Annotated in this window: 26 protein-coding genes; 8 read left to right on the plus strand and 18 right to left on the minus strand. The window is 41.0% G+C overall.

Annotated elements, in window-relative coordinates; translation table 11 throughout:
• Positions 1-786: 786 nt before the first annotated feature.
• From rplQ to AAEZ18_RS11790, 18 genes are all read right to left on the minus strand, one after another.
• On the minus strand, positions 787-1,188 hold the full coding sequence (gene rplQ / locus AAEZ18_RS11705) for a 50S ribosomal protein L17 (RefSeq protein ID WP_002959450.1): 402 nt from the start codon (positions 1,186-1,188) through the stop codon (positions 787-789).
• A 39-nt stretch (positions 1,189-1,227) separates the two neighbouring features.
• A complete protein-coding gene (locus AAEZ18_RS11710) occupies positions 1,228-2,214 on the minus strand; it encodes a DNA-directed RNA polymerase subunit alpha (RefSeq protein ID WP_011329437.1) in 987 nt (328 codons plus the stop codon).
• A 24-nt stretch (positions 2,215-2,238) separates the two neighbouring features.
• Positions 2,239-2,859 carry a 30S ribosomal protein S4 gene (gene rpsD, locus AAEZ18_RS11715; protein ID WP_011329438.1) on the minus strand — a complete coding sequence of 207 codons (621 nt, stop codon included), beginning with the start codon at positions 2,857-2,859 and terminating at the stop codon, positions 2,239-2,241.
• Positions 2,860-2,880: 21 nt separating this feature from the next.
• Positions 2,881-3,267, minus strand: a complete 387-nt coding sequence (gene rpsK / locus AAEZ18_RS11720) for a 30S ribosomal protein S11 (protein ID WP_002959471.1) — start codon at positions 3,265-3,267, stop codon at positions 2,881-2,883.
• 12 nt (positions 3,268-3,279) lie between these two features.
• Positions 3,280-3,636: a 30S ribosomal protein S13 gene (gene rpsM / locus AAEZ18_RS11725; RefSeq protein WP_006794252.1), complete on the minus strand. Its 357-nt coding sequence runs from the start codon at positions 3,634-3,636 to the stop codon at positions 3,280-3,282.
• A 124-nt stretch (positions 3,637-3,760) separates the two neighbouring features.
• A complete protein-coding gene (gene rpmJ / locus AAEZ18_RS11730) occupies positions 3,761-3,874 on the minus strand; it encodes a 50S ribosomal protein L36 (protein WP_002959476.1) in 114 nt (37 codons plus the stop codon).
• Positions 3,875-3,896: 22 nt separating this feature from the next.
• The gene (gene secY, locus AAEZ18_RS11735; protein WP_011329439.1) at positions 3,897-5,225 is read right to left on the minus strand and encodes a preprotein translocase subunit SecY; all 1,329 of its coding nucleotides are present in this window, start codon (positions 5,223-5,225) and stop codon (positions 3,897-3,899) included.
• Between the two features lie 10 nt (positions 5,226-5,235).
• A complete protein-coding gene (rplO, locus tag AAEZ18_RS11740) occupies positions 5,236-5,670 on the minus strand; it encodes a 50S ribosomal protein L15 (protein ID WP_011329440.1) in 435 nt (144 codons plus the stop codon).
• Between the two features lie 4 nt (positions 5,671-5,674).
• Positions 5,675-5,857, minus strand: coding sequence for a 50S ribosomal protein L30 (rpmD, locus tag AAEZ18_RS11745; protein WP_011329441.1), 183 nt, complete (start codon positions 5,855-5,857; stop codon positions 5,675-5,677).
• Positions 5,858-5,859: 2 nt separating this feature from the next.
• Complete coding sequence (gene rpsE / locus AAEZ18_RS11750) at positions 5,860-6,366, minus strand: 30S ribosomal protein S5 (RefSeq protein WP_011329442.1); 507 nt, start codon at positions 6,364-6,366, stop codon at positions 5,860-5,862.
• A gap of 9 nt (positions 6,367-6,375) precedes the next feature.
• Positions 6,376-6,726, minus strand: a complete 351-nt coding sequence (gene rplR / locus AAEZ18_RS11755) for a 50S ribosomal protein L18 (protein ID WP_011329443.1) — start codon at positions 6,724-6,726, stop codon at positions 6,376-6,378.
• A gap of 9 nt (positions 6,727-6,735) precedes the next feature.
• Positions 6,736-7,269 carry a 50S ribosomal protein L6 gene (rplF, locus tag AAEZ18_RS11760; protein ID WP_011329444.1) on the minus strand — a complete coding sequence of 178 codons (534 nt, stop codon included), beginning with the start codon at positions 7,267-7,269 and terminating at the stop codon, positions 6,736-6,738.
• Between the two features lie 13 nt (positions 7,270-7,282).
• Entirely contained in the window at positions 7,283-7,675 is a 393-nt protein-coding gene (rpsH, locus tag AAEZ18_RS11765; protein WP_011329445.1) for a 30S ribosomal protein S8, read from the minus strand.
• A gap of 21 nt (positions 7,676-7,696) precedes the next feature.
• Complete coding sequence (gene rpsN, locus AAEZ18_RS11770; protein WP_011329446.1) at positions 7,697-8,002, minus strand: 30S ribosomal protein S14; 306 nt, start codon at positions 8,000-8,002, stop codon at positions 7,697-7,699.
• A 10-nt stretch (positions 8,003-8,012) separates the two neighbouring features.
• Complete coding sequence (rplE, locus tag AAEZ18_RS11775; RefSeq protein ID WP_011329447.1) at positions 8,013-8,552, minus strand: 50S ribosomal protein L5; 540 nt, start codon at positions 8,550-8,552, stop codon at positions 8,013-8,015.
• A gap of 16 nt (positions 8,553-8,568) precedes the next feature.
• Positions 8,569-8,883: a 50S ribosomal protein L24 gene (rplX, locus tag AAEZ18_RS11780; RefSeq protein WP_011329448.1), complete on the minus strand. Its 315-nt coding sequence runs from the start codon at positions 8,881-8,883 to the stop codon at positions 8,569-8,571.
• Positions 8,884-8,893: 10 nt separating this feature from the next.
• Positions 8,894-9,262, minus strand: coding sequence for a 50S ribosomal protein L14 (rplN, locus tag AAEZ18_RS11785; RefSeq protein ID WP_011329449.1), 369 nt, complete (start codon positions 9,260-9,262; stop codon positions 8,894-8,896).
• 272 nt (positions 9,263-9,534) lie between these two features.
• Positions 9,535-11,484 carry an AsmA family protein gene (locus AAEZ18_RS11790; protein WP_089368840.1) on the minus strand — a complete coding sequence of 650 codons (1,950 nt, stop codon included), beginning with the start codon at positions 11,482-11,484 and terminating at the stop codon, positions 9,535-9,537.
• A gap of 424 nt (positions 11,485-11,908) precedes the next feature.
• Between AAEZ18_RS11790 and AAEZ18_RS11795 the strand changes: the two genes are divergently transcribed.
• The 8 genes from AAEZ18_RS11795 to AAEZ18_RS11830 all read left to right on the plus strand — a co-directional run bounded on the left by AAEZ18_RS11795 (position 11,909) and on the right by AAEZ18_RS11830 (position 19,517).
• Positions 11,909-13,072: a hypothetical protein gene (locus AAEZ18_RS11795; protein ID WP_086998963.1), complete on the plus strand. Its 1,164-nt coding sequence runs from the start codon at positions 11,909-11,911 to the stop codon at positions 13,070-13,072.
• Between the two features lie 265 nt (positions 13,073-13,337).
• Entirely contained in the window at positions 13,338-14,015 is a 678-nt protein-coding gene (locus tag AAEZ18_RS11800; protein WP_011329453.1) for a TorF family putative porin, read from the plus strand.
• A gap of 186 nt (positions 14,016-14,201) precedes the next feature.
• On the plus strand, positions 14,202-14,915 hold the full coding sequence (locus AAEZ18_RS11805; RefSeq protein ID WP_011329454.1) for a YIP1 family protein: 714 nt from the start codon (positions 14,202-14,204) through the stop codon (positions 14,913-14,915).
• A gap of 54 nt (positions 14,916-14,969) precedes the next feature.
• On the plus strand, positions 14,970-16,133 hold the full coding sequence (locus AAEZ18_RS11810; protein WP_089368841.1) for an efflux RND transporter periplasmic adaptor subunit: 1,164 nt from the start codon (positions 14,970-14,972) through the stop codon (positions 16,131-16,133).
• The gene (locus AAEZ18_RS11815; RefSeq protein ID WP_011329456.1) at positions 16,133-16,840 is read left to right on the plus strand and encodes an ABC transporter ATP-binding protein; all 708 of its coding nucleotides are present in this window, start codon (positions 16,133-16,135) and stop codon (positions 16,838-16,840) included. Before AAEZ18_RS11810 ends, AAEZ18_RS11815 begins: the two co-directional genes overlap by 1 nt.
• On the plus strand, positions 16,833-18,071 hold the full coding sequence (locus tag AAEZ18_RS11820) for an ABC transporter permease (RefSeq protein ID WP_011329457.1): 1,239 nt from the start codon (positions 16,833-16,835) through the stop codon (positions 18,069-18,071). The genes AAEZ18_RS11815 and AAEZ18_RS11820 overlap by 8 nt, the downstream gene beginning before the upstream one ends.
• 194 nt (positions 18,072-18,265) lie before the next feature.
• The gene (locus AAEZ18_RS11825; RefSeq protein WP_086998950.1) at positions 18,266-19,120 is read left to right on the plus strand and encodes an endonuclease/exonuclease/phosphatase family protein; all 855 of its coding nucleotides are present in this window, start codon (positions 18,266-18,268) and stop codon (positions 19,118-19,120) included.
• Position 19,121: 1 nt separating this feature from the next.
• Complete coding sequence (locus AAEZ18_RS11830; protein WP_226898065.1) at positions 19,122-19,517, plus strand: YfeK family protein; 396 nt, start codon at positions 19,122-19,124, stop codon at positions 19,515-19,517.
• The last annotated feature ends 33 nt before the right edge of the window (positions 19,518-19,550 follow it).

A 19,550-nucleotide genomic window follows, 5' to 3' on the forward strand; every position in this document is an offset into this window, starting at 1 on the left:
TTAACTCTCTAAGTAGTTGCTGCCTTGCTATGCTTCGGCGTTTCCCTTCTCAGTGGGGTCGCATTATAGGGAGATCCAAAAACAGATCAACTGTTTTTTAAAGAAAACTTGAAATAAACTGCTGTTCGCTGAGTATTTGAGCTAAACGCTTAAAAACACAACTAAACTACTATCGTTAAGAAATTTATAGCGCTATTTGAAATGAAAGTTATGACAACTACTAATGAATAAAGACATATTTGGATCATCTATGCTAAATAACTAACCAATATGAGAAGACTCGTATTACTTAAAATCATTTAAAGTAATCAAAAGGCGAAAATTGAATTGATCGAGCTATGTTTAATCATAATTTAATAATATTAAGAAATAAGTTTACTTAGGCCGTAATACTCAACCTTGATATGAGATTCTTAATATAGGTATATAGGTAAATGAGTACACGTTATGTCTTATAATCAGATTTATAAATATAAACTTCGTAGTGGGCCGCTCTACTGGATAATCTAAGTTTTGGAGTTGTATTATATAATAGCTCTAAACGAACAATATATAATGAAGATAATCCTTAACCATGATCTGATAGGCTATTTTGAATGAGTAATAAGTAAAGAGTAACTTGGTAGGGATATTAAAGCAGGTGTTAAAACAACTTATCAATTTAGAATCTATGAGTCAGTACTCGTAAACGATCATAATAGAAGGTAATCACTGATCCATATAGATTAACAAATTTTAGGCAAGAAAAAGCCGAGCATAGGCTCGGCTTTTAGGTTTCTTTAAGACTTACTCTGCAGACTGTGCGTCTTCTTGAACTGCTTCGCTAGTCGCTGGGCGACCAACTAGTTCAATATAAGCCATTGGTGCATTATCACCAGTACGGAAGCCACACTTAAGAATACGAGTGTAACCACCTGGACGATCCGCGTTACGTGGACCGATTTCACTGAATAACTTACCAACAACTTCATTATCACGCGTGCGAGCAAACGCTAAACGGCGATTTGCTACACTGTCAGTCTTAGCCAGTGTGATTAAAGGTTCAATTACACGACGTAACTCTTTCGCTTTAGGCAAAGTAGTTTTGATGATTTCATGTTTCACCAAAGAACCTGCCATATTGCTAAACATCGCTTTACGATGGCTACTGTTACGGTTTAATTGACGACCACTCTTACGATGGCGCATGACCCTATCCTTCTAACTAAACTAATATAGTGATTTAGATTATTCAGCTAAACTTGCAGGTGGCCAATTTTCTAGGCGCATGCCTAGAGAAAGTCCACGTGAAGCTAGCACGTCTTTAATTTCAGTTAGAGACTTCTTACCTAAATTAGGCGTTTTAAGAAGCTCAACTTCAGTGCGCTGAACTAAATCACCGATATATTGAATTTGCTCGGCTTTCAAACAATTTGCTGAGCGTACTGTTAGTTCAAGATCATCAACTGGACGAAGTAGAATAGGATCGAATTCTGGCTTCTCTTCTTTCTCTTCTGGCTCAGTTACATCACGTAAATCTACGAATGCATCTAATTGCTCAGCTAAGATAGTAGACGCACGGCGGATCGCTTCTTCTGGATCTAAAGTGCCGTTTGTTTCCATATCAATGATTAACTTGTCTAAATCTGTACGTTGCTCAACTCGAGCTGATTCAACCGAGTACGCAATACGTTCAACTGGGCTAAATGATGCATCAAGCAACAATCTACCAATTGGACGCTCATCGTCATCAGAGGATAAACGACTAGATGCCGGCACATAACCACGACCACGTTCAACACGAATACGCATGCTGATCTCGCTGTTATTTGTTGTTAAATTACAAATAACATGATCTGGGTTAGCAATTGTTACATCGCCATCGTGCTGAATATCTGACGCAGTCACAGGGCCTACACCAGATTTAGCCAGGGTCAGAAAAACTTCATCTTTGCCTTCTAACGTTACTGCTAAACCTTTTAGGTTTAATAGTATTTCAATGATGTCTTCTTGAACGCCTTCTTTCGCGCTGTACTCATGCAATACACCGTCGATTTCAACTTCAGTTACTGCACATCCAGGCATAGATGAAAGCAGTATACGGCGTAAGGCATTACCCAAAGTGTGACCGAAGCCACGCTCAAGTGGTTCTAAAACTATTTTAGAACGTGTTGGGTTGATAGCGTCGATATCGACTAACCTTGGTTTTAGAAATTCTGTAACAGAACCCTGCATTTTATCCTCTCTTAACTCTTAACTTTACTTAGAGTAAAGTTCGACGATTAGTTGTTCATTAATGTCCGCAGACAGATCTGAACGCTCAGGTAGACGCTTAAAGCTGCCTTCCAATTTCTTACCGTCAACTTCAACCCAAGTCGGCTTTTCACGTTGCTCAGCCAACTCTAGAGCAGCGATGATACGTGCTTGTGTTTTAGACTTCTCACGGATTACAACAGTATCTTCTGGAGCAATTACGTACGAAGGAACATTCACAACACGACCATTAACTAAAATCGCTTTATGGCTTACTAACTGACGTGCTTCTGCACGTGTGCTAGCAAAACCCATGCGATATACAACATTGTCTAAACGTTGCTCTAATAGCTGTAACAAGTTTTCACCTGTATTACCTTTAAGGCGAGCAGCTTCTTTGTAGTAGTTACGGAATTGCTTTTCTAATACACCGTAGATACGACGTACTTTTTGCTTTTCACGTAATTGTAAACCGTAATCAGATAAGCGACCTTTACGAGCGCCATGCTGACCAGGTGCAGTCTCAAGTTTACACTTAGAGTCGATAGCTCTTACGCCGCTCTTAAGGAACAGGTCAGTGCCTTCACGACGACTCAGCTTGAGCTTAGGGCCCAAATATCTTGCCATGTTATTTCTCCTAACCTATTGTTAAACGCGACGTTTCTTCGGTGGACGACAACCATTATGTGGTATTGGCGTCACGTCAGTAATGTTGGTAATACGGTAGCCAGCAGCATTCAAAGCACGTACAGCAGATTCACGACCTGGACCTGGACCTTTGATGAAAACTTCTAGATTTTTTAAACCGTATTCTTGAGCAGCAGTACCTGCACGCTCTGCAGCAACCTGAGCAGCAAATGGAGTAGATTTACGTGAACCACGGAAACCTGAACCACCGGCAGTAGCCCATGATAGTGCATTACCTTGACGATCGGTAATCGTTACAATAGTGTTGTTGAAAGAAGCATGAACATGAGCCATACCATCAGCAACTTGTTTTTTAACCTTTTTACGACGAATTGGTGTCTTAGCCATAATACTATCCCCTTATCGCTTAATAGGCTTACGAGGACCCTTACGGGTACGCGCGTTAGTCTTAGTTCTTTGACCACGTAGTGGTAAAGAGCGACGGTGACGTAGGCCACGATAACAACCAAGGTCCATTAGGCGCTTGATATTTAAAGTAACTTCACGACGAAGATCACCTTCAACGGTGTACTTGCCAACTGCATCACGCAATACGTCAAGAGTTTCGTCTGAAAGTTCACCGATTTTTGTGGTCTCGGCGATACCAGTCGCTGCTAAGATAGCCTTAGAGCGAGTCTTACCTATGCCATAAATAGCTGTTAAACCAATAACTGCATGTTTATGATCAGGGACGTTAATGCCAGCAATACGGGCCACTAACACATCTCCTATATTCGAATTTGGTAATCATCTGTTTGAAGAGCCCGTAAGGATACTCAAACGAAGACCAAATCACTACTAAAAACACAGGCCGAGAAAACTCAGCCTGCACGCTGTTTACTTAACCTTGCCTTTGCTTATGCTTAGGCTCACTGCAAATTACGCGTACTACACCAGCACGTTTAATAACTTTACAGTTACGGCATATTTTCTTAACGGAAGCACGTACTTTCATTGCTCAACTCCGTAAACTGACCTTATCGACCATAGCCTTTAAGGTTCGCTTTTTTCAGCACAGAATCATACTGATGAGACATCAGGTGAGTCTGTACTTGTGCCATAAAGTCCATGATAACAACTACGATAATCAAAATTGATGTACCGCCGAAGTAGAATGGCGTTTGCCATGCCATTGTCATGAATTCAGGCACCAGACAGATAAAGGTTATATACAAAGCACCTGCCAATGTCAGGCGTGTCATCACTTTATCAATGTATTTAGATGTCTGCTCACCTGGACGAATACCTGGGATAAATGCGCCAGATTTCTTCAGGTTATCTGCTGTTTCACGTGGGTTAAACACCAACGCTGTGTAGAAAAAGCAGAAGAAGATGATAGCTGCTGCTAAAACCATTGCATACAATGGCTGACCTGGGGTCAACGTTGTAGCTATAGCTTGTAACACATCAGCGACCGGACCTTCACCCTGGCCGAACCAGCTGGCAATTGTACCAGGGAACAGAATTATACTGCTAGCGAAAATTGGTGGAATAACACCCGCCATATTTACTTTTAGTGGTAAATGCGTGCTTTGGGCAGCAAATACTTGACGACCTTGTTGGCGTTTAGCGTAGTTAACAACAATACGTCGTTGGCCACGTTCAAAAAACACTACAAGATAAGTAACAGCGAATACGATTACCGCAACCATCAACAGTACAAAAACATTCAAATCACCTTGGCGCGCCATTTCAGCTGTCGAACCAATAGCAGACGGCAGGTTAGCTACAATACCAACAAATATTAAAACAGAGATACCGTTACCAATACCACGTTCTGTTATTTGTTCGCCCAACCACATAAGGAACATAGTACCAGTCACTAAACTCACCACTGCGGTGAAATAGAAACCCATACCAGGGTTAACAACTAACCCTTCCATCATGCCCGGTAAGCTTGTGGCAATACCGATTGATTGGATAGTAGCAAGCACAAGCGTGCCATAGCGTGTGTACTGGCTAATTTTTTTACGCCCTTGCTCACCTTCTTTCTTAAGCTCTATAAACGGAGGATACATATGCGTTAATAGTTGCGTAATAATCGAAGCCGAGATATACGGCATAATACCCAGTGCTAACACTGAAGCTCGCTCAAGCGCACCACCGCTAAACATGTTGAACATCTCAACAATGGTGCCCTTTTGTTGCTCGAAGAAATCGGCAAGTACAGCGGCGTCAATCCCAGGGATCGGCACAAATGAACCTAGACGGTATATAATGATAGCACCTAATACGAAGAGTAATCGGCGCTTCAATTCCGAAAGTCCACCTTGTGCACTTTGCATATCTTGACCTGGTTTAGCCATTAGTACTTCCTTAGTCTTCTACCTTGCCTCCGGCAGCTTCGATAGCTTCGCGTGCACCTTTAGTGGCTCTAAGGCCCTTAACGGTAACAGCGCGTGAAACTTCGCCAGATTTAACAACTTTAACGAACAAAACGTTCTTTTTAACTAGACCAGCTGCTTGTAACGCGCTTAGGTCTACCACATCGCCTTCTACTTTAGCGATTTCGTATAGGTTTATTTCTGCAGATACTAATGATTTGCGAGAAGTGAAACCGAACTTAGGTAGACGACGTTGCATAGGCATTTGACCGCCTTCGAAACCAACGCGTACTTTACCGCCAGAACGTGATTTTTGACCTTTGTGACCACGGCCACCAGTCTTACCAAGACCAGAACCGATACCACGACCAACACGTTTTGGAGCAGTTTTTGAACCTGCAGCAGGTGAAAGTGTATTCAAATGCATGAAATTAACCCTCTACCTTAACCATGTAAGAAACCTGGTTTATCATACCACGTACACATGCTGTGTCTTCTAACTCAACAGTGTGGTTGATACGACGTAAACCAAGACCGCGTAATGTAGCTTTATGTTTCGGTAAACGACCGATAGAGCTTTTTACTTGTGTTACTTTTACAGTTTGATTTGCCATGGTTACCCCAGTATCTCGTCTATGCGAAGACCACGTTTAGCAGCAATCGACTGAGGAGAATTCATATTCTCAAGAGCAGAGATTGTTGCACGCACTACGTTGATTGGGTTAGTAGAACCGTAACATTTAGAAAGTACGTTCTGCACACCAGTCACTTCTAGTACCGCACGCATTGCACCACCAGCGATGATACCAGTACCTTCAGAGGCTGGTTTCATAAACACTTGTGAGCCAGCATGACGTCCTTTAACAGGATGCTGTAATGTGTTGCCATTTAGGTCTACATTGATCATATTGCGACGTGCTTTTTCCATTGCTTTTTGAATAGCAGCTGGAACTTCACGTGCTTTACCATAACCAAAACCTACTTTACCTGCGCCATCACCAACTACTGTTAGTGCTGTAAAGCTAAAGATACGACCACCTTTAACTACTTTAGACACACGGTTCACCGCGATTAGCTTTTCAGCTAGATCAGGCTGTTGTTGCTTTGCTTCTACGTTAGCCATTGTCTACTCCTAGAATTGCAAACCGGCTTCACGCGCAGCATCAGCTAGCGCCTTCACACGGCCGTGATATTTAAAGCCACTACGATCAAAAGCAATCTTTTCGATGCCTTTGTCAGCCGCACGTTCAGCAACCGCTTTACCAACTGCTTGCGCAGCTGCAACGTTGCCGGTGCCTTTAACTGTTTCGCAAATAGCTTTTTCAACAGTAGAAGCAGCAGCCAGTACAGTACCCTCAGCAGTAACTACTTGAGCGTATATGTGACGTGGCGTGCGGTGGATAACAAGACGCGTTGTGCCTTGTTCAATATAATTTCTACGAGTGCGTTTAGCACGACGTAGACGAGCTGTTTTTTTATCCATCGTCTTACCTTACTTCTTCTTAGCCTCTTTACGGCGCACATTCTCATCTGAATAACGAACACCCTTGCCTTTATATGGCTCAGGTTTACGGTATGCACGAATGTTAGCAGCTGTTTGACCAACTAACTGCTTATCTACGCCCTTAACTAGAACTTCTGTTTGGCTTGGAGTTTCAATCGTAATTCCTTCAGGAACTGCGAAATGAACTGGGTGCGAGAAACCAAGAGTTAAATCTAATGTTTTACCCTTAGCTGCTGCACGGTAACCAACGCCTACTAACTGAAGTTTCTTCTCGTAACCTTCATGCGTACCAACAATCATATTGTTGATTAGAGCGCGAGCAGTACCTGCTTGAGCCCATGCATCTGTTACGCCTTCACGAGGTAAAGTTGTAATAACGTTTTCTTCAACTTTTACTTCAACAGCGTTGTTGATAGTACGAGTTAATTCACCGTTTTTGCCTTTAACTGTGATTTCCTGGCCTTTTAATGTAACTTCTACACCGGCAGGAACACTAATTGGTGCCTTTGCTATGCGAGACATAGTTCCCCTCCGATTAAGCTACAAAACCAATGATTTCACCACCAACGCCTGCACTACGTGCTGCGCGGTCTGTCATTAGGCCTTTAGAAGTTGATACGATAGCGATACCTAGACCACCCATTACCTTTGGTAATTCGTCACGTCTCTTATAGATACGTAAACCAGGGCGGCTAACACGCTGGATATTTTCAATAACAGCTTTGCCTTCGAAGTACTTCAATTCGATAGAAAGCTCAGGTTTTACGTCGCCATTGATTGCGAAATCAGCGATGTAACCTTCATTTTTTAATACTTTAGCTACTGCTACTTTCAGTTTTGAATTAGGCATCGTTACAGATACTTTCTTCGCTGACTGACCGTTACGGATTCGTGTAAACAAATCCGCGATAGGATCTTGCAAGCTCATAGTCTTACTCCCGTGATTCTTTTACCAGCTAGCTTTTTTAAGGCCAGGAATTTCACCGCGCATAGCTGCTTCGCGAACTTTAATACGGCTCATGCCGAATTTGCGAAGGAAACCATGTGGGCGGCCCGTAATGTTACAACGATTACGCTGACGTACAGGGCTAGAATCACGTGGTAAAGCTTGTAGCTTAAGTACCGCGTCCCAACGATCATCTTCAGATGTATTAACATCACTGATGATAGCTTTTAGTGCTGTGCGCTTTTCAGCGAACTGAGCAACTAGTTTTGTGCGCTTTGCTTCGCGCGCTTTCATAGAATTCTTTGCCATAACCCTACCCTTATTTCTTGAATGGGAAGTTAAACGCTTCTAACAACGCACGGCCTTCCTCATCAGATTTCGCAGAAGTAGTAATAGTAATATCCATACCGCGTACACGGTCTACTTTATCGTAATCGATTTCTGGGAAGATGATTTGTTCACGTACGCCCATGCTGTAGTTGCCACGTCCATCAAAAGACTTAGCACTTACGCCACGGAAGTCGCGAATACGTGGGATAGCGATTGATACCAAACGCTCAAAAAAGTCCCACATACGTTCGCCACGTAGGGTTACTTTACAACCTATCGGGTAACCTTCACGCACTTTGAAGCCAGCAACAGATTTGCGTGCTTTAGTGATTAGAGGTTTCTGACCAGAGATTGCAGCTAGATCCGCAACAGCGTTATCTAGAATTTTCTTGTCAGCTAGGGCTTCGCCCACGCCCATATTCAATGTGATCTTTTCGATCAGAGGGACTTGCATGACAGAGCTGAAACCAAACTTCTCTTGAAGTTCAGCTACTACTTTGTCTTTATATACTTCATGCAGTTTCGCCATCATTCTACTCCAACTATTAAATAGTTTTACCAGTAGATTTAAAGATACGTAATTTCTTACCATCTTCAATCTTGAAACCTACACGATCTGCTTTACTCGTTTCCGAGTTGTAGATCGCAACGTTTGATACGTCGATAGACGCTTCTTTCTCAACAATACCGCCAGGCTGGTTCAATTGTGGAACCGGCTTTTGGTGCTTTTTGATCAAGTTTATGCCTTCGACAAATAATCTTCCAGATTCAGTAACAACTGAAAGCACTTTTCCGCGCTTACCTTTGTCTTTACCTGCTAGAACGATTACTTCGTCATCACGACGGATTTTTGCTGCCATGATAGACTCCTTACAGTACTTCTGGGGCTAGTGAAACGATTTTCATGAACTTATCATTACGAAGTTCACGAGTCACAGGGCCGAAGATACGAGTACCAATAGGCTGCAAGTTATCATTTAAGATAACAGCTGCATTGCTATCGAAACGGATCAAAGAACCGTCTGGACGACGAACGCCTTTTTTGGTGCGCACAACTACCGCGTTTTTAACATCACCTTTCTTCACTTTACCGCGAGGAATAGCTTCTTTTACAGAAACTTTAATGATGTCGCCAATCGCTGCATAGCGACGGTGAGAACCACCAAGGACTTTTATACACTGCACTTTGCGAGCGCCGCTGTTATCAGCAACTTCCAGCTGAGTTTGCATTTGGATCATGTTAATGACCTCCGGTGTAGTAATTACAACTTGTCTTAAATTCGTTTAAAATCAAGACATTTCGATTGAAATCCACTCAAAAAACAAGCTAGTTGTCTCTTAAGGGCGGGCAATTGTACCAGCATTACGGGGGGAGCGGTAGGTTATTTTTTAATTAATTATGAGGGAAAGCTAATTAATATTGAGTAATTACGGCTATCTAGCTACTTTACATATGGTTACAAAACAAACAAGGCACTATCTTAGTGCCTTGTAGATTATTTATCAGGGTTTTAGCCAAACAAACCTTTCAATTTATCTTTAAGTTTGTCTTTTGCTTTTTCTTTGAGCTTTTCTTTTGCTTCTTCTTTAAGCGCATTACCAAAATCAAGCTTAATGCCTACATCATGGAATGGCCCTTTAATACGCAGTGGTATTTTAAAGCCGGTACTATCATCGGTTGTACCCTGCCCCTCAATAGAACCGACTATACCGGTTACTAGTCGGTAATTAATAATAGTATTAGGTAAATCCACATCACCTTCGCCTGAAATACGGATCAGTGGGCTGATTAACGACAGGTCGTTATTATGGCCCACCCCATTAGTAAACTTAAAGCTACCCGTTAATGCTGAGAAGTCGGTTTGCTGTGACTTATCAAAGCCAGTATCTAGTCCTTCTGATACAGCCCCTACATTACCTTTAAGCAACTCTTTACCTTTGCGAATCATTTCAGCTATATTTGCGCCTTGTACTGCGCCATTAGCAAACTCAAACCCTAACTCACCATTAAGTGCGTTAACAAACTCTTTTTGGCTTTGCCCATTTGTGGTTAAGTTCCAATTTAATGAGCCATTACCCATTAATTTATCAAATCCTGCGGCATCGGTTAATAACGGTTGTGCATCAATACCTGCCAAATCAAAATTAGTGGTTATTTTATAAGGTATTTGCTGGGCATTAATATTAATTGCCCCTTTCCCTGTTCCCTCATAGGCTGCAAAGTTATCTAAGCTTAATTTAGCGACACTATTTTTTAACGCTACTGTAAATTGGTTTGCACCGAGTTTAATATCGTTAGCTTTTAAACCGCTTGAGCGTATTACTACATTAGCATCAAGCGTATTTAAGGCACTTAAGTCTATTTTAGTGTCGTCCCATACAATAGGCTCTGCTGGTTTAGTTTCGTCTGTAGTTGGCTGCTCTTTTTTAGCTACGGCTTCTGGTAAGTATGGGTTTAAGTCAAGCATACCTAAGTCAATGTTTGCCATTACAGCAAGTCGTTTACCTAAATTAAGCTCACTTTTACCTTTTATTTGCAGTGCATCTAATGTGGCAATAAGCTCTTCAAGCTTAAATTGCTCACCCGCTAAATGCATTTTGCCATTTACACTAAAAGCATTAAAGGCGTTATCTTTGGCGTTTAACTCTACACCTTGCCATTTGGCTATATTTTTTACCGAGTCTCCACTTAGCGCTAACTGACCTTTTATATCTTGGCCTTGTTTAGCAATAGTTCCCTCAAAGGTTAAATCAACTAAACGTGAATCTAAACTCTGCTGAATATTAAAAGTAGTACCTTCGATCGCTTTTGCTGGCGTATCTAGTTTTACATCAAGCTCAAAGCGCTCTTGCATGTAAGTTATTGCGCCTTTTACTTCTAATGTTTTACGCAGTGATGGAAGTAAAATAGCCAGTTCTAAATCACTTATTTGCTGTTTAACCCCGGTTTTACCATCTAAATAAGTAAAGGTACCACCATAAATGGCAACTTCCCCTAGCTCAATGTCAAAGTTCTCAGGTAATTTTATAGCTTCCGCAGATCCTGTTTGCTCTTTAGGCTGCTCAGCTACCGCATCAAATAGCTGCCAGTTAGCTTTACCGTTTTTATCGGTCTCTAATAAAATATCAGGCTCGTTAATAACAAACTTATCGAGTTTAAATTCACCATCTAATAGCGATAGCCAAGGGATGTGTACTGCAAGCTGCTGCATACTTGCCATATCGGCGCGAGAGCCCGATTTCATGTTGGCAAAATGTACATCATTAAGTTCTAATTTTAATGCAGGAAATACACTCAGCGTTTTATCGCCTTTAATAGTTAATGTACGTCCTGTGGTTTGTTCTACCTGCTCAGAGACTTTATTAAAAATAGCATCAGTAGGAATTAAAAAGGGTGCTGCAACGATAAGTGCAATACATAACAGCAGTATTACACCTATAATTTTAAATAAGGTTTTCATGATCGTCCTTTCAAATGTGCAAATAATACTCATATCATAGCGAGAGTTATCACTAAAATCATTGTCAGTACTAAAAAAAATAACTTTCAACTAATTTATTTTTTAATGATGAATCTACGCGCTAATAATATCAACACTATTTAAATATTAACAAACAACACATGAACGCTTTATAAAAAACAACAAATCATTACTTTTCAACAAGTAAGACATGAAAAACACACTGTCGTATGATTTTCAAACAATCTAAACTAATTGAGTTTTCGTCACTGAAGTTAACTATTTTATTGTTTTAATAAATTAATAATTATGAGCACTTTAACTGTTGTATTCTTAAGGCTTGTATATGCCTCTGTTGTTATTGCAAGATTTGCGCTAAAATAGACCAGCTAAAAAATGCATCTAACTCGAGGTTCTACAAGGCATGAAAAAACTGCTAATTTCACCGTCACAAATGTCGCTAGGCGAGCAAGAAAACCAAATATACCAAAACATTCTGAAGCAATCCTCAGAACTCAGCCTAAATCTAATGGCCGTGAAAGTAGAAAACCACCCAGATGATTTTTTACTTTGGTGCTATGAACTGCTTAACGCAAGCAAAGATCGTATGAATTACGACTTGCTAGAGCCGCAACAGTTACCAGTACTAAAAAAACTGCACGACCAACTTATTTCTGCTATTAGCTTTTTACAAGTTAAAACGTTACGTGTAGCGCCTTGGCCTGTAGTAACTACATTTATTGAGCAGCACAAAGATCTTATTGCACTTGATGAGCAGCTTCGCTTAACAAGCTACATTGCAAGCATTCGCCCGCAATCACTTAAAGATATGATCCCAGAAGACTTACTTGCATTTAGTGGTAAGCACATGGCATCGCTTGATCCAAGCACTTACAACTTTGATGTTGAATGGTTTGCATCAACTAAAAGCGCTAAAGCGTTTCATCAACTACTGGCTGATATGCCTGATGCGTTTGATGATGCACTTAGCAATATTCCGTTGGAAGGTAATATTACTCATTATGAGTACCAGCAATTTGTTGCTGCTTACTTAAAAGCTTTTAGCGATGGTAACGAAAAGCCAACGCTCGCTCCAGCAACTCGCTTATTAGCGATGCGTCGTCCTGACGTATTTACTCCTATTAGCAATAATAGATTAGATGCTTTATGTGGCGCACTGGGTGTTAGCAAGCTAAAAAACACTGACTTTGAGCGTTACTGGCAAGACATAGTACAAAAAATTCAAACTCTGTCTTGGTTTAAAATGGCTAAAGCAGACAACGAATTAGAAGAGCAGCTGGTAAGCATTAAAGCGCTTATTCCGTGCTTTTTTTACTATGCAGACACCACAACAGCCGATAGCTCTAATTACATCAAGCTGCTAAGCAAGCCAAAGCGCAGTACTTCAGGTACAGGTAAAACTAAGCGTAGAGGTAAAGAATCTGCAGAAATTTTAGTAGACCGCGCACTTGCAGCTGACGATATTCCTGAGCATATTCGTAGCAAACGTGATTCTATTATTAATGAAGTACAAAAAGGTCGTGGAGTTAACGAAACAATTAGCTTAATGCGTACTATTTTTGGTTAATTATTAATAACTAACCTAGCAGCGCCGATTTGGTGCAGCTAGGTTAATTTATGCACCACAAATGTAAAACCCCTTAAAATCTTATCTCTGCACCTCTCCCTCTACTAATTATAAGCTATTGTTTTAAAACACCTAAAACCATATTCACTGCAATAAAGTGAAGCTGGCATACCCCGTGCAATCTTCTTTTCTGTTAAATAATAAAATGCTGCCAAGCTATAAGCCTTAAAGCTTTGGCATGCAATCATATAACAGGAACTAAAACATGCTAAAACTACAAAAAGTCATAACAATAACAGCACTCTCTTTAGTTAGTGTCGCATCAACAGCAGCCTATGCTGAAGTAACCGCTAATGCGGCAGCAACATCAAACTATTTATGGCGCGGACAAGAACAAACCAGTGGTGATGCTGCCATTTCAGGCGGCATTGACTACACCAACGAGTCTGGTTTTTATGCCGGTGCTTGGGCATCAAATGCCTCTTGGGCCGATGAGATGACCTATGAATTAGACTTGTATGCAGGCTTTGGTGGCGCTATTAATGAAAGCGTGAGCTACGATGTTGGTTACATTTATTATGCATACCCAGATGCAGCTTCCACGGCTGATGCTGACTTTTCTGAGATTTACGGCAGTATAAGTGTAAAAGGCTTCACCTTTGGTGCTGCTGTATTAGCAACCTCTGCAGCAAGTGGTGACGGTACAGACTTTGCTGACTCACTTTACCTAACGGCAGATTATGCTTTTGCTGTTGGCAATAACGGCACCGAAATAGCATTTCATTTAGGCCACTACTCTGGTGATTTTATAGGTGATGACAATATTATTGATTATGGCATAGCAGTATCTAAAGATGGTTTCACTTTTGGTTTATCTGATACCGATATAGATGGCTCTGACGTAAAAGCCTATGTTGCTTATTCAGTAGACTTTACACTTTAAAAATTACACTGTAATTGCTGCAACCCAAGAGCCGAAAGGCTCTTTTTTAGTTTTAGCAGCATAAATAACCTGGCCACTAAACAAACTACGTTAACAAACCGTTACAATAAAATAATCACCTTATCCTCATTTTGCCTTATGCTATAGCCAGTAATTCCCCCCAAATTAGGTTATTAAGGAATAATAATGAAGTCACCTAACGCGCTAAGCGCACTAATCGATATTTATATCAGCCCAAGTAAAGCGTTTAATGGTATAGAGCAAGCAAAAGGCTGGTCATGGTTGGCCCTTATTTGTATAGCAGTTGCCACCGCCGCGAGTATGTTTGTTTTTTATAATAGTGTTGATATACAGTTTTTAATTAATGAGCAAGTAGCCGTTTCAAGTGTTGATGCCACTATTGGCGAGCAAAAAATGATTCGTCAAGCGATTGAACAAAATGCCCCAAACCAAATGTGGTTTGGCATGATCGGCGGTATTATTGGCATAGTAATAATGAATGCTTTAGTTGCACTTTATTATATGCTGATAGCTAAACTCGATCCTAACTCACAACATAGTTACGGTGCTTGGTATGGCTTTTCATTATGGACAATGATGCCTACGGTTATTTCAAGCCTTGGCACTATCGCCTTAGTATTAATGGCCAACACAGATCAAATTTCGCAACAAGCGGTGTTTAGTTACGCTTCTATCAATCAGCTCATTGTTGGGCTTGATGCCACACATACTTTTTATACCTTACTAGAATCAATTAACCTGTTCACTATTTGGAGCATTGCGCTGGGCATGGTTGGGCTAAAATGCTGGACTAATTTCTCAACTAATAAAGCACTGCTGTTTGCAGCCTTACCAAGTATTATTATTTTTAGTGTTTGGGCGATTATAGCCGCACTTTAATTATTATGCAGAGGCAAGTTAGCCTCTGCACATTTTCACTCACGGACCGATAAAATGAAAAAAGCCATTATCATCACACTCGCTATTGCCGCTTTTATAGCGTTAATTGTATCAAAACAAATTTCTGGTGATAAAAAACAGCCCGAGGTAAATATCGCCCATGTTGAACTAGGCAATATTGCCGACTCAATAATGGCGTCTGGTAACTTAGTATTTAATACTCAAGTTCAGCTGCGCTCTGAAGTTACCGGCCGAGTAGATAAAGTATTTGTCGAAGAAGGCCAAAGTGTAAAACAAGGCGATATTTTAATGCGCCTTGATACCACTGCATTTGAATCTGAAGTAACCCGCAATAAAGCGCTACTACGTGCCACCGAAATAGAAATTAAACATAGCCAAATTCGCTTAGTTAACTTTGAGCGCCAACTAAAAAGACAAAAAGAGCTTTACGATGTCGGTTTGGGCAATGAAGAAGCCTATGAAAACCTAGCAAGTGCCCGCGACTTAGCTAAAATAGATATTGAATCTCGTAAAGAGTCGTTTAACCAAGCTCATGCGTCGTTGCAAATTGCCCAAGATCGGTTAAATAAAAGTGTTTTTAAAGCGCCTATGAGTGGCCTATTGGCTTCGGTTAATATTAAAGAAGGCGAAACGGTTATTGCCGGAACGACCAATATAATAGGCTCTGATTTAATGCTGGTTGCTGACCCCAGTGCTATTTTAGCTGAGTTGCGGGTTGATGAAACCGACATAGCCAGTATTAAACTCCACCAAAAAGCAAATATTTATGCCGCTGCTTATCCTAATAATCCTTTTACTGGCACAGTAATAAACATTGGTACCTCGGCTAAAAATCAGCCTGGCTCACAAGGGTTATCATTTAAGGTAAAAGTATTACTCGATGCTACCGATCGTCAACTATATGCCGGAATGAGCTGTAGAGCAGAAATTGCCACCAGCATTGCCGAAAATGGTTTAAAGTTACCAATAGAAGCAATTCAAAAACAAGACGACAGCACCTTTGTTTGGCGCCTAAATAACGACAACAGCGTTAGTAAAGTAACCGTAGCTGTTGGTATATCATCAGATATTGAACAAGCAATTACCGAGGGGCTCAATGAAGGTGACAAAATAGTTATTGGCCCGGCTCGCCCTATTAGTACTTTAAAAGAAGGCGACACAGTAAAAGTAAAAGCCGCTGCGAAGGAAAACAACTAATGACTGCGGTGATCAAGCTTGAGCATATTAATAAACAATACAAAATGGGCGCTGAGATATTTAAAGCACTTGATGATGTAAACATTAGCATTATGCCCAATGAATATGTGGCCATTATTGGCCCCTCAGGATCTGGCAAGTCTACCCTAATGAATTTGTTAGGCTGCTTAGATACCCCCACCAGCGGCGAGTATTATTTAAAAGATAAGTTAGTAAAAAGTATGACCGAAACCGAGCTTGCGCACCAACGCAACGAAAGCGTCGGATTTATATTTCAAAGCTTTAACTTATTACCACGCGCATCGGCGCTAGAAAATGTAATGCAGCCTTTAGTTTACCGCTTTACCCCTAGCAAACAACGCAAACAGCAAGCCCTTGAGGCGCTAAAGCGCGTGGGCTTAGCCGACAAAGTAAATCACTTATCAAGCCAGCTGTCGGGCGGGCAACGTCAACGAGTTGCTATTGCTCGTGCTTTAGTCACTAAACCGCATATATTATTAGGTGATGAGCCAACCGGTAACTTAGACAGTAAAACCACCCGCGAAATTATGGCCTTATTTGATGAGCTGCATAACGAAGGGCATACCATTATTTTGGTTACACATGAGCAAGAAATTGCCGACCACTGTCAGCGGGTAATTCGCTTAGTGGATGGTAAAGTAGTGAGTGACGTAACTAAAAACCAAGGAGCAAGGCAGCATGTTTAAACTTGCACTGGCCACTATGGAAGGCACTAAAGCCGCATTTTCGGCAATTAAAGCAAATGCTATGCGCTCTGCCCTCACCTGTTTAGGTATTATTATTGGCGTGGCCGCAGTAGTAACTGTGGTTGCTGTAATGCAAGGCTTTACCAAGCAAATAAACGATCAGTTCGCTGATATGTCGCCCGATGTAACTACTATTAAGGCGTATACCAGTATTGAGCTAGAAATGGTTGGTAAAAATGCAAAACTTAGCTACGACGATTTTTTAACCTTAAAAGCACGAGTAAAAGAAGCAGAAACACTCACCGCACTAATGTTTACTTGGCGTTTTTCAGGCGGAGCTGAGTATGGTAATAAAAGTCATTCATCGCGGGTTATGGGTACTGAGCAAGACTATCAAAAAGCATACCGTACCTACCCCGATCTAGGCCGTTTTATTCGCGCTGAAGACGACGAAAAACGCCGCCGCGTAGCTTTTATTGGGCCGTCAATTATCGAAAAATTAAACTTACCCAGCAATCCGGTAGGTGAATACATAAAGCTAGGTGGCGAATGGTTTAGAATTATTGGTGTAGCCGAAAAACAAGGTAGCTTTTTGGGCTTTGATCAAGACGATTATATTAATATTCCCATTAGCACTATGAGTGCGTTAGAGGGAGGCAATACGCAAAGTAATGTACAAATTATGTTTAGGCTTGAAGACAACGCTAACGAAGAGCAGGTACTAGCAAAAATTACTCGTATACTGCGCCAGTTACATAAACTTAAAGACGGCGACGACAATGACTTTGAATTTGAAACTGCTGAAAAAGCCCGCGCCCAAGTAGATAAATTTACCGGTAGTGCCACTGCCATAACCGCAGGTATTGTTGGTATTAGCTTATTAGTTGGTGGCATAGGTGTAATGAATATTATGTTAGTGTCGGTAACTGAGCGCACCCGCGTGATTGGCACCCTTAAAGCGCTAGGCGCTACACCCGGCTTTATAATGTTGCAGTTTTTAGTTGAGGCTGTGGTGTTATCGCTATTTGGCGGGTTGATTGGGCTTGCCATTGGTTATGGTGCAGCGGGGCTTATTTCGTTTATGGTTCCTAGCATGCCAGATGCGTATATTCCGGCATGGGCGGTAATGTTGTCGTTTGGTTTTACTTCATTAATTGGCATAGTGTTTGGTTTAGCCCCAGCCATTAAAGCCGCCAGGCTCAACCCTATAGATGCACTGCGTTACGAGTAACAATAGCATTGTAGTTGCTTACAAGGATGTAAGCCTAGTACATAATTAACACAGTGATTAAAACTCTCTTTAAACTTCAAGCACAAAGTATTACCCTACTTAAACACCACTTAAAAAATGAACTTTTAACGCTTAAACCACCCAAAGTACACACTATTGATATTGCTCACGGCTAATTTTAAATAAGGTATTAAATGCACAAAAAGCTAATACGTTGCATTATTGCTGCATGCTCTTTTTTAACTATAAACTCTAGCTTGGCGCTAGCACAACTAAACCCATCAGATGAAGCGCAAGGTATAACCGAAACCGCATATACTCCTCTGCGTTGTAATCAGCAACTACAGGCAAGTAGGCAAAAAACATACAGCCGTAAGTTTATTGTTCCTCAACAAGCTAGGTTACTCTCATGGAATATTTATAAGGCACAAAACCAAGGCCTATATAAAGATTTAACTCACCTTAATGAAACTGCTGATATTGTTTTATTACAAGAGGCTATTGTAGATACACGCCTTACTAGCCTTAAACCTTTTTGGCGTTTTTCGCCCGGTTATAAAAGTGGCAATGTACAATCTGGTGTAATGACGCTTAGCCGCTGGCCTGCAACTGTACATTGTACTTTTATTCATAAAGAGCCATGGTTACGAAGCCCAAAAGCAACTAACATTGTTGAATATGCAATGGCTAACCAACAACGCTTATTGAGCGTTAATTTGCACGGCATTAACTTTACGTTTGGTACTAAAGCCTACGCGCAACAGTTACAAGCCAGTATAAAAATAATGCAACAACACAAAGGGCCAATTCTTTTTGCGGGCGATTTAAACGCATGGAGCGATGCACGCCAAAAGCTAGTTAATGACGCGCTGACTAAACTGGGCCTTAAAGAAGCTATATACGTAGATGACAAGCGTACAAAAGCATTTGGTTTAGCCCTGGATCAAGTGTGGGCTCGTGGTGTTGTTATTTCTGATACTTTAGTAAGCGAATATACCAGTTCTGATCACAACCCTATTTTAGCCACTTTAAAAATTGATGATGTATAACATGAAAAAAACTCGTATTTATTCTGCTTGGCTACTGGCCATATTATTCACCTTTTTTAGCCAAATAAGCCTAGCTGCACCCCCAAAACAATTACCCAATCGAGAACCCGACCAAGAAGTGCAGCATTTAATTACCTTTATTAGCAACAGCAACGCCACTTTTATCCGCAATGGCGATGAACATACTAGCAAAGAAGCCGCCGAGCATTTAGCCATGAAATACCGTAAAGCTAAACGTTATGCAAAAACAGCCGACGACTTTATTAATAATCTAGCCAGTAAAAGTTCATGGAGTGGTAAAGCCTACACGGTAATTTTAAGCAGTGGTGCTAAGTTAACCGCAAATAGCTGGCTAACCAATGAGCTAATACGATTTAGAAACACAAAAAAGCCGTAGTAAATACGGCTCTCTAAAGCTATCAATAATAAC

It is taken from the genome of Pseudoalteromonas sp. 19-MNA-CIBAN-0066 (genome assembly GCF_040308705.1).
GTDB lineage: Bacteria > Pseudomonadota > Gammaproteobacteria > Enterobacterales > Alteromonadaceae > Pseudoalteromonas > Pseudoalteromonas nigrifaciens.

Excerpts from the sequence above, each read along its gene's own strand:
- rplQ (WP_002959450.1), bottom strand. The coding sequence starts at position 1,188 with ATGCGCCATCGTAAGAGTGGTCGTCAATTAAACCGTAACAGTAGCCAT.
- AAEZ18_RS11710 (WP_011329437.1), bottom strand. The coding sequence starts at position 2,214 with ATGCAGGGTTCTGTTACAGAATTTCTAAAACCAAGGTTAGTCGATATC.
- rpsD (WP_011329438.1), bottom strand. The coding sequence starts at position 2,859 with ATGGCAAGATATTTGGGCCCTAAGCTCAAGCTGAGTCGTCGTGAAGGC.
- rpsK (WP_002959471.1), bottom strand. The coding sequence starts at position 3,267 with ATGGCTAAGACACCAATTCGTCGTAAAAAGGTTAAAAAACAAGTTGCT.
- rpmJ (WP_002959476.1), bottom strand. The coding sequence starts at position 3,874 with ATGAAAGTACGTGCTTCCGTTAAGAAAATATGCCGTAACTGTAAAGTT.
- secY (WP_011329439.1), bottom strand. The coding sequence starts at position 5,225 with ATGGCTAAACCAGGTCAAGATATGCAAAGTGCACAAGGTGGACTTTCG.
- rplO (WP_011329440.1), bottom strand. The coding sequence starts at position 5,670 with ATGCATTTGAATACACTTTCACCTGCTGCAGGTTCAAAAACTGCTCCA.
- rpmD (WP_011329441.1), bottom strand. The coding sequence starts at position 5,857 with ATGGCAAATCAAACTGTAAAAGTAACACAAGTAAAAAGCTCTATCGGT.
- rpsE (WP_011329442.1), bottom strand. The coding sequence starts at position 6,366 with ATGGCTAACGTAGAAGCAAAGCAACAACAGCCTGATCTAGCTGAAAAG.
- rplR (WP_011329443.1), bottom strand. The coding sequence starts at position 6,726 with ATGGATAAAAAAACAGCTCGTCTACGTCGTGCTAAACGCACTCGTAGA.
- rplF (WP_011329444.1), bottom strand. The coding sequence starts at position 7,269 with ATGTCTCGCATAGCAAAGGCACCAATTAGTGTTCCTGCCGGTGTAGAA.
- rpsH (WP_011329445.1), bottom strand. The coding sequence starts at position 7,675 with ATGAGCTTGCAAGATCCTATCGCGGATTTGTTTACACGAATCCGTAAC.
- rpsN (WP_011329446.1), bottom strand. The coding sequence starts at position 8,002 with ATGGCAAAGAATTCTATGAAAGCGCGCGAAGCAAAGCGCACAAAACTA.
- rplE (WP_011329447.1), bottom strand. The coding sequence starts at position 8,552 with ATGGCGAAACTGCATGAAGTATATAAAGACAAAGTAGTAGCTGAACTT.
- rplX (WP_011329448.1), bottom strand. The coding sequence starts at position 8,883 with ATGGCAGCAAAAATCCGTCGTGATGACGAAGTAATCGTTCTAGCAGGT.
- rplN (WP_011329449.1), bottom strand. The coding sequence starts at position 9,262 with ATGATCCAAATGCAAACTCAGCTGGAAGTTGCTGATAACAGCGGCGCT.
- AAEZ18_RS11790 (WP_089368840.1), bottom strand. The coding sequence starts at position 11,484 with ATGAAAACCTTATTTAAAATTATAGGTGTAATACTGCTGTTATGTATT.
- AAEZ18_RS11795 (WP_086998963.1), top strand. The coding sequence starts at position 11,909 with ATGAAAAAACTGCTAATTTCACCGTCACAAATGTCGCTAGGCGAGCAA.
- AAEZ18_RS11800 (WP_011329453.1), top strand. The coding sequence starts at position 13,338 with ATGCTAAAACTACAAAAAGTCATAACAATAACAGCACTCTCTTTAGTT.
- AAEZ18_RS11805 (WP_011329454.1), top strand. The coding sequence starts at position 14,202 with ATGAAGTCACCTAACGCGCTAAGCGCACTAATCGATATTTATATCAGC.
- AAEZ18_RS11810 (WP_089368841.1), top strand. The coding sequence starts at position 14,970 with ATGAAAAAAGCCATTATCATCACACTCGCTATTGCCGCTTTTATAGCG.
- AAEZ18_RS11815 (WP_011329456.1), top strand. The coding sequence starts at position 16,133 with ATGACTGCGGTGATCAAGCTTGAGCATATTAATAAACAATACAAAATG.
- AAEZ18_RS11820 (WP_011329457.1), top strand. The coding sequence starts at position 16,833 with ATGTTTAAACTTGCACTGGCCACTATGGAAGGCACTAAAGCCGCATTT.
- AAEZ18_RS11825 (WP_086998950.1), top strand. The coding sequence starts at position 18,266 with ATGCACAAAAAGCTAATACGTTGCATTATTGCTGCATGCTCTTTTTTA.
- AAEZ18_RS11830 (WP_226898065.1), top strand. The coding sequence starts at position 19,122 with ATGAAAAAAACTCGTATTTATTCTGCTTGGCTACTGGCCATATTATTC.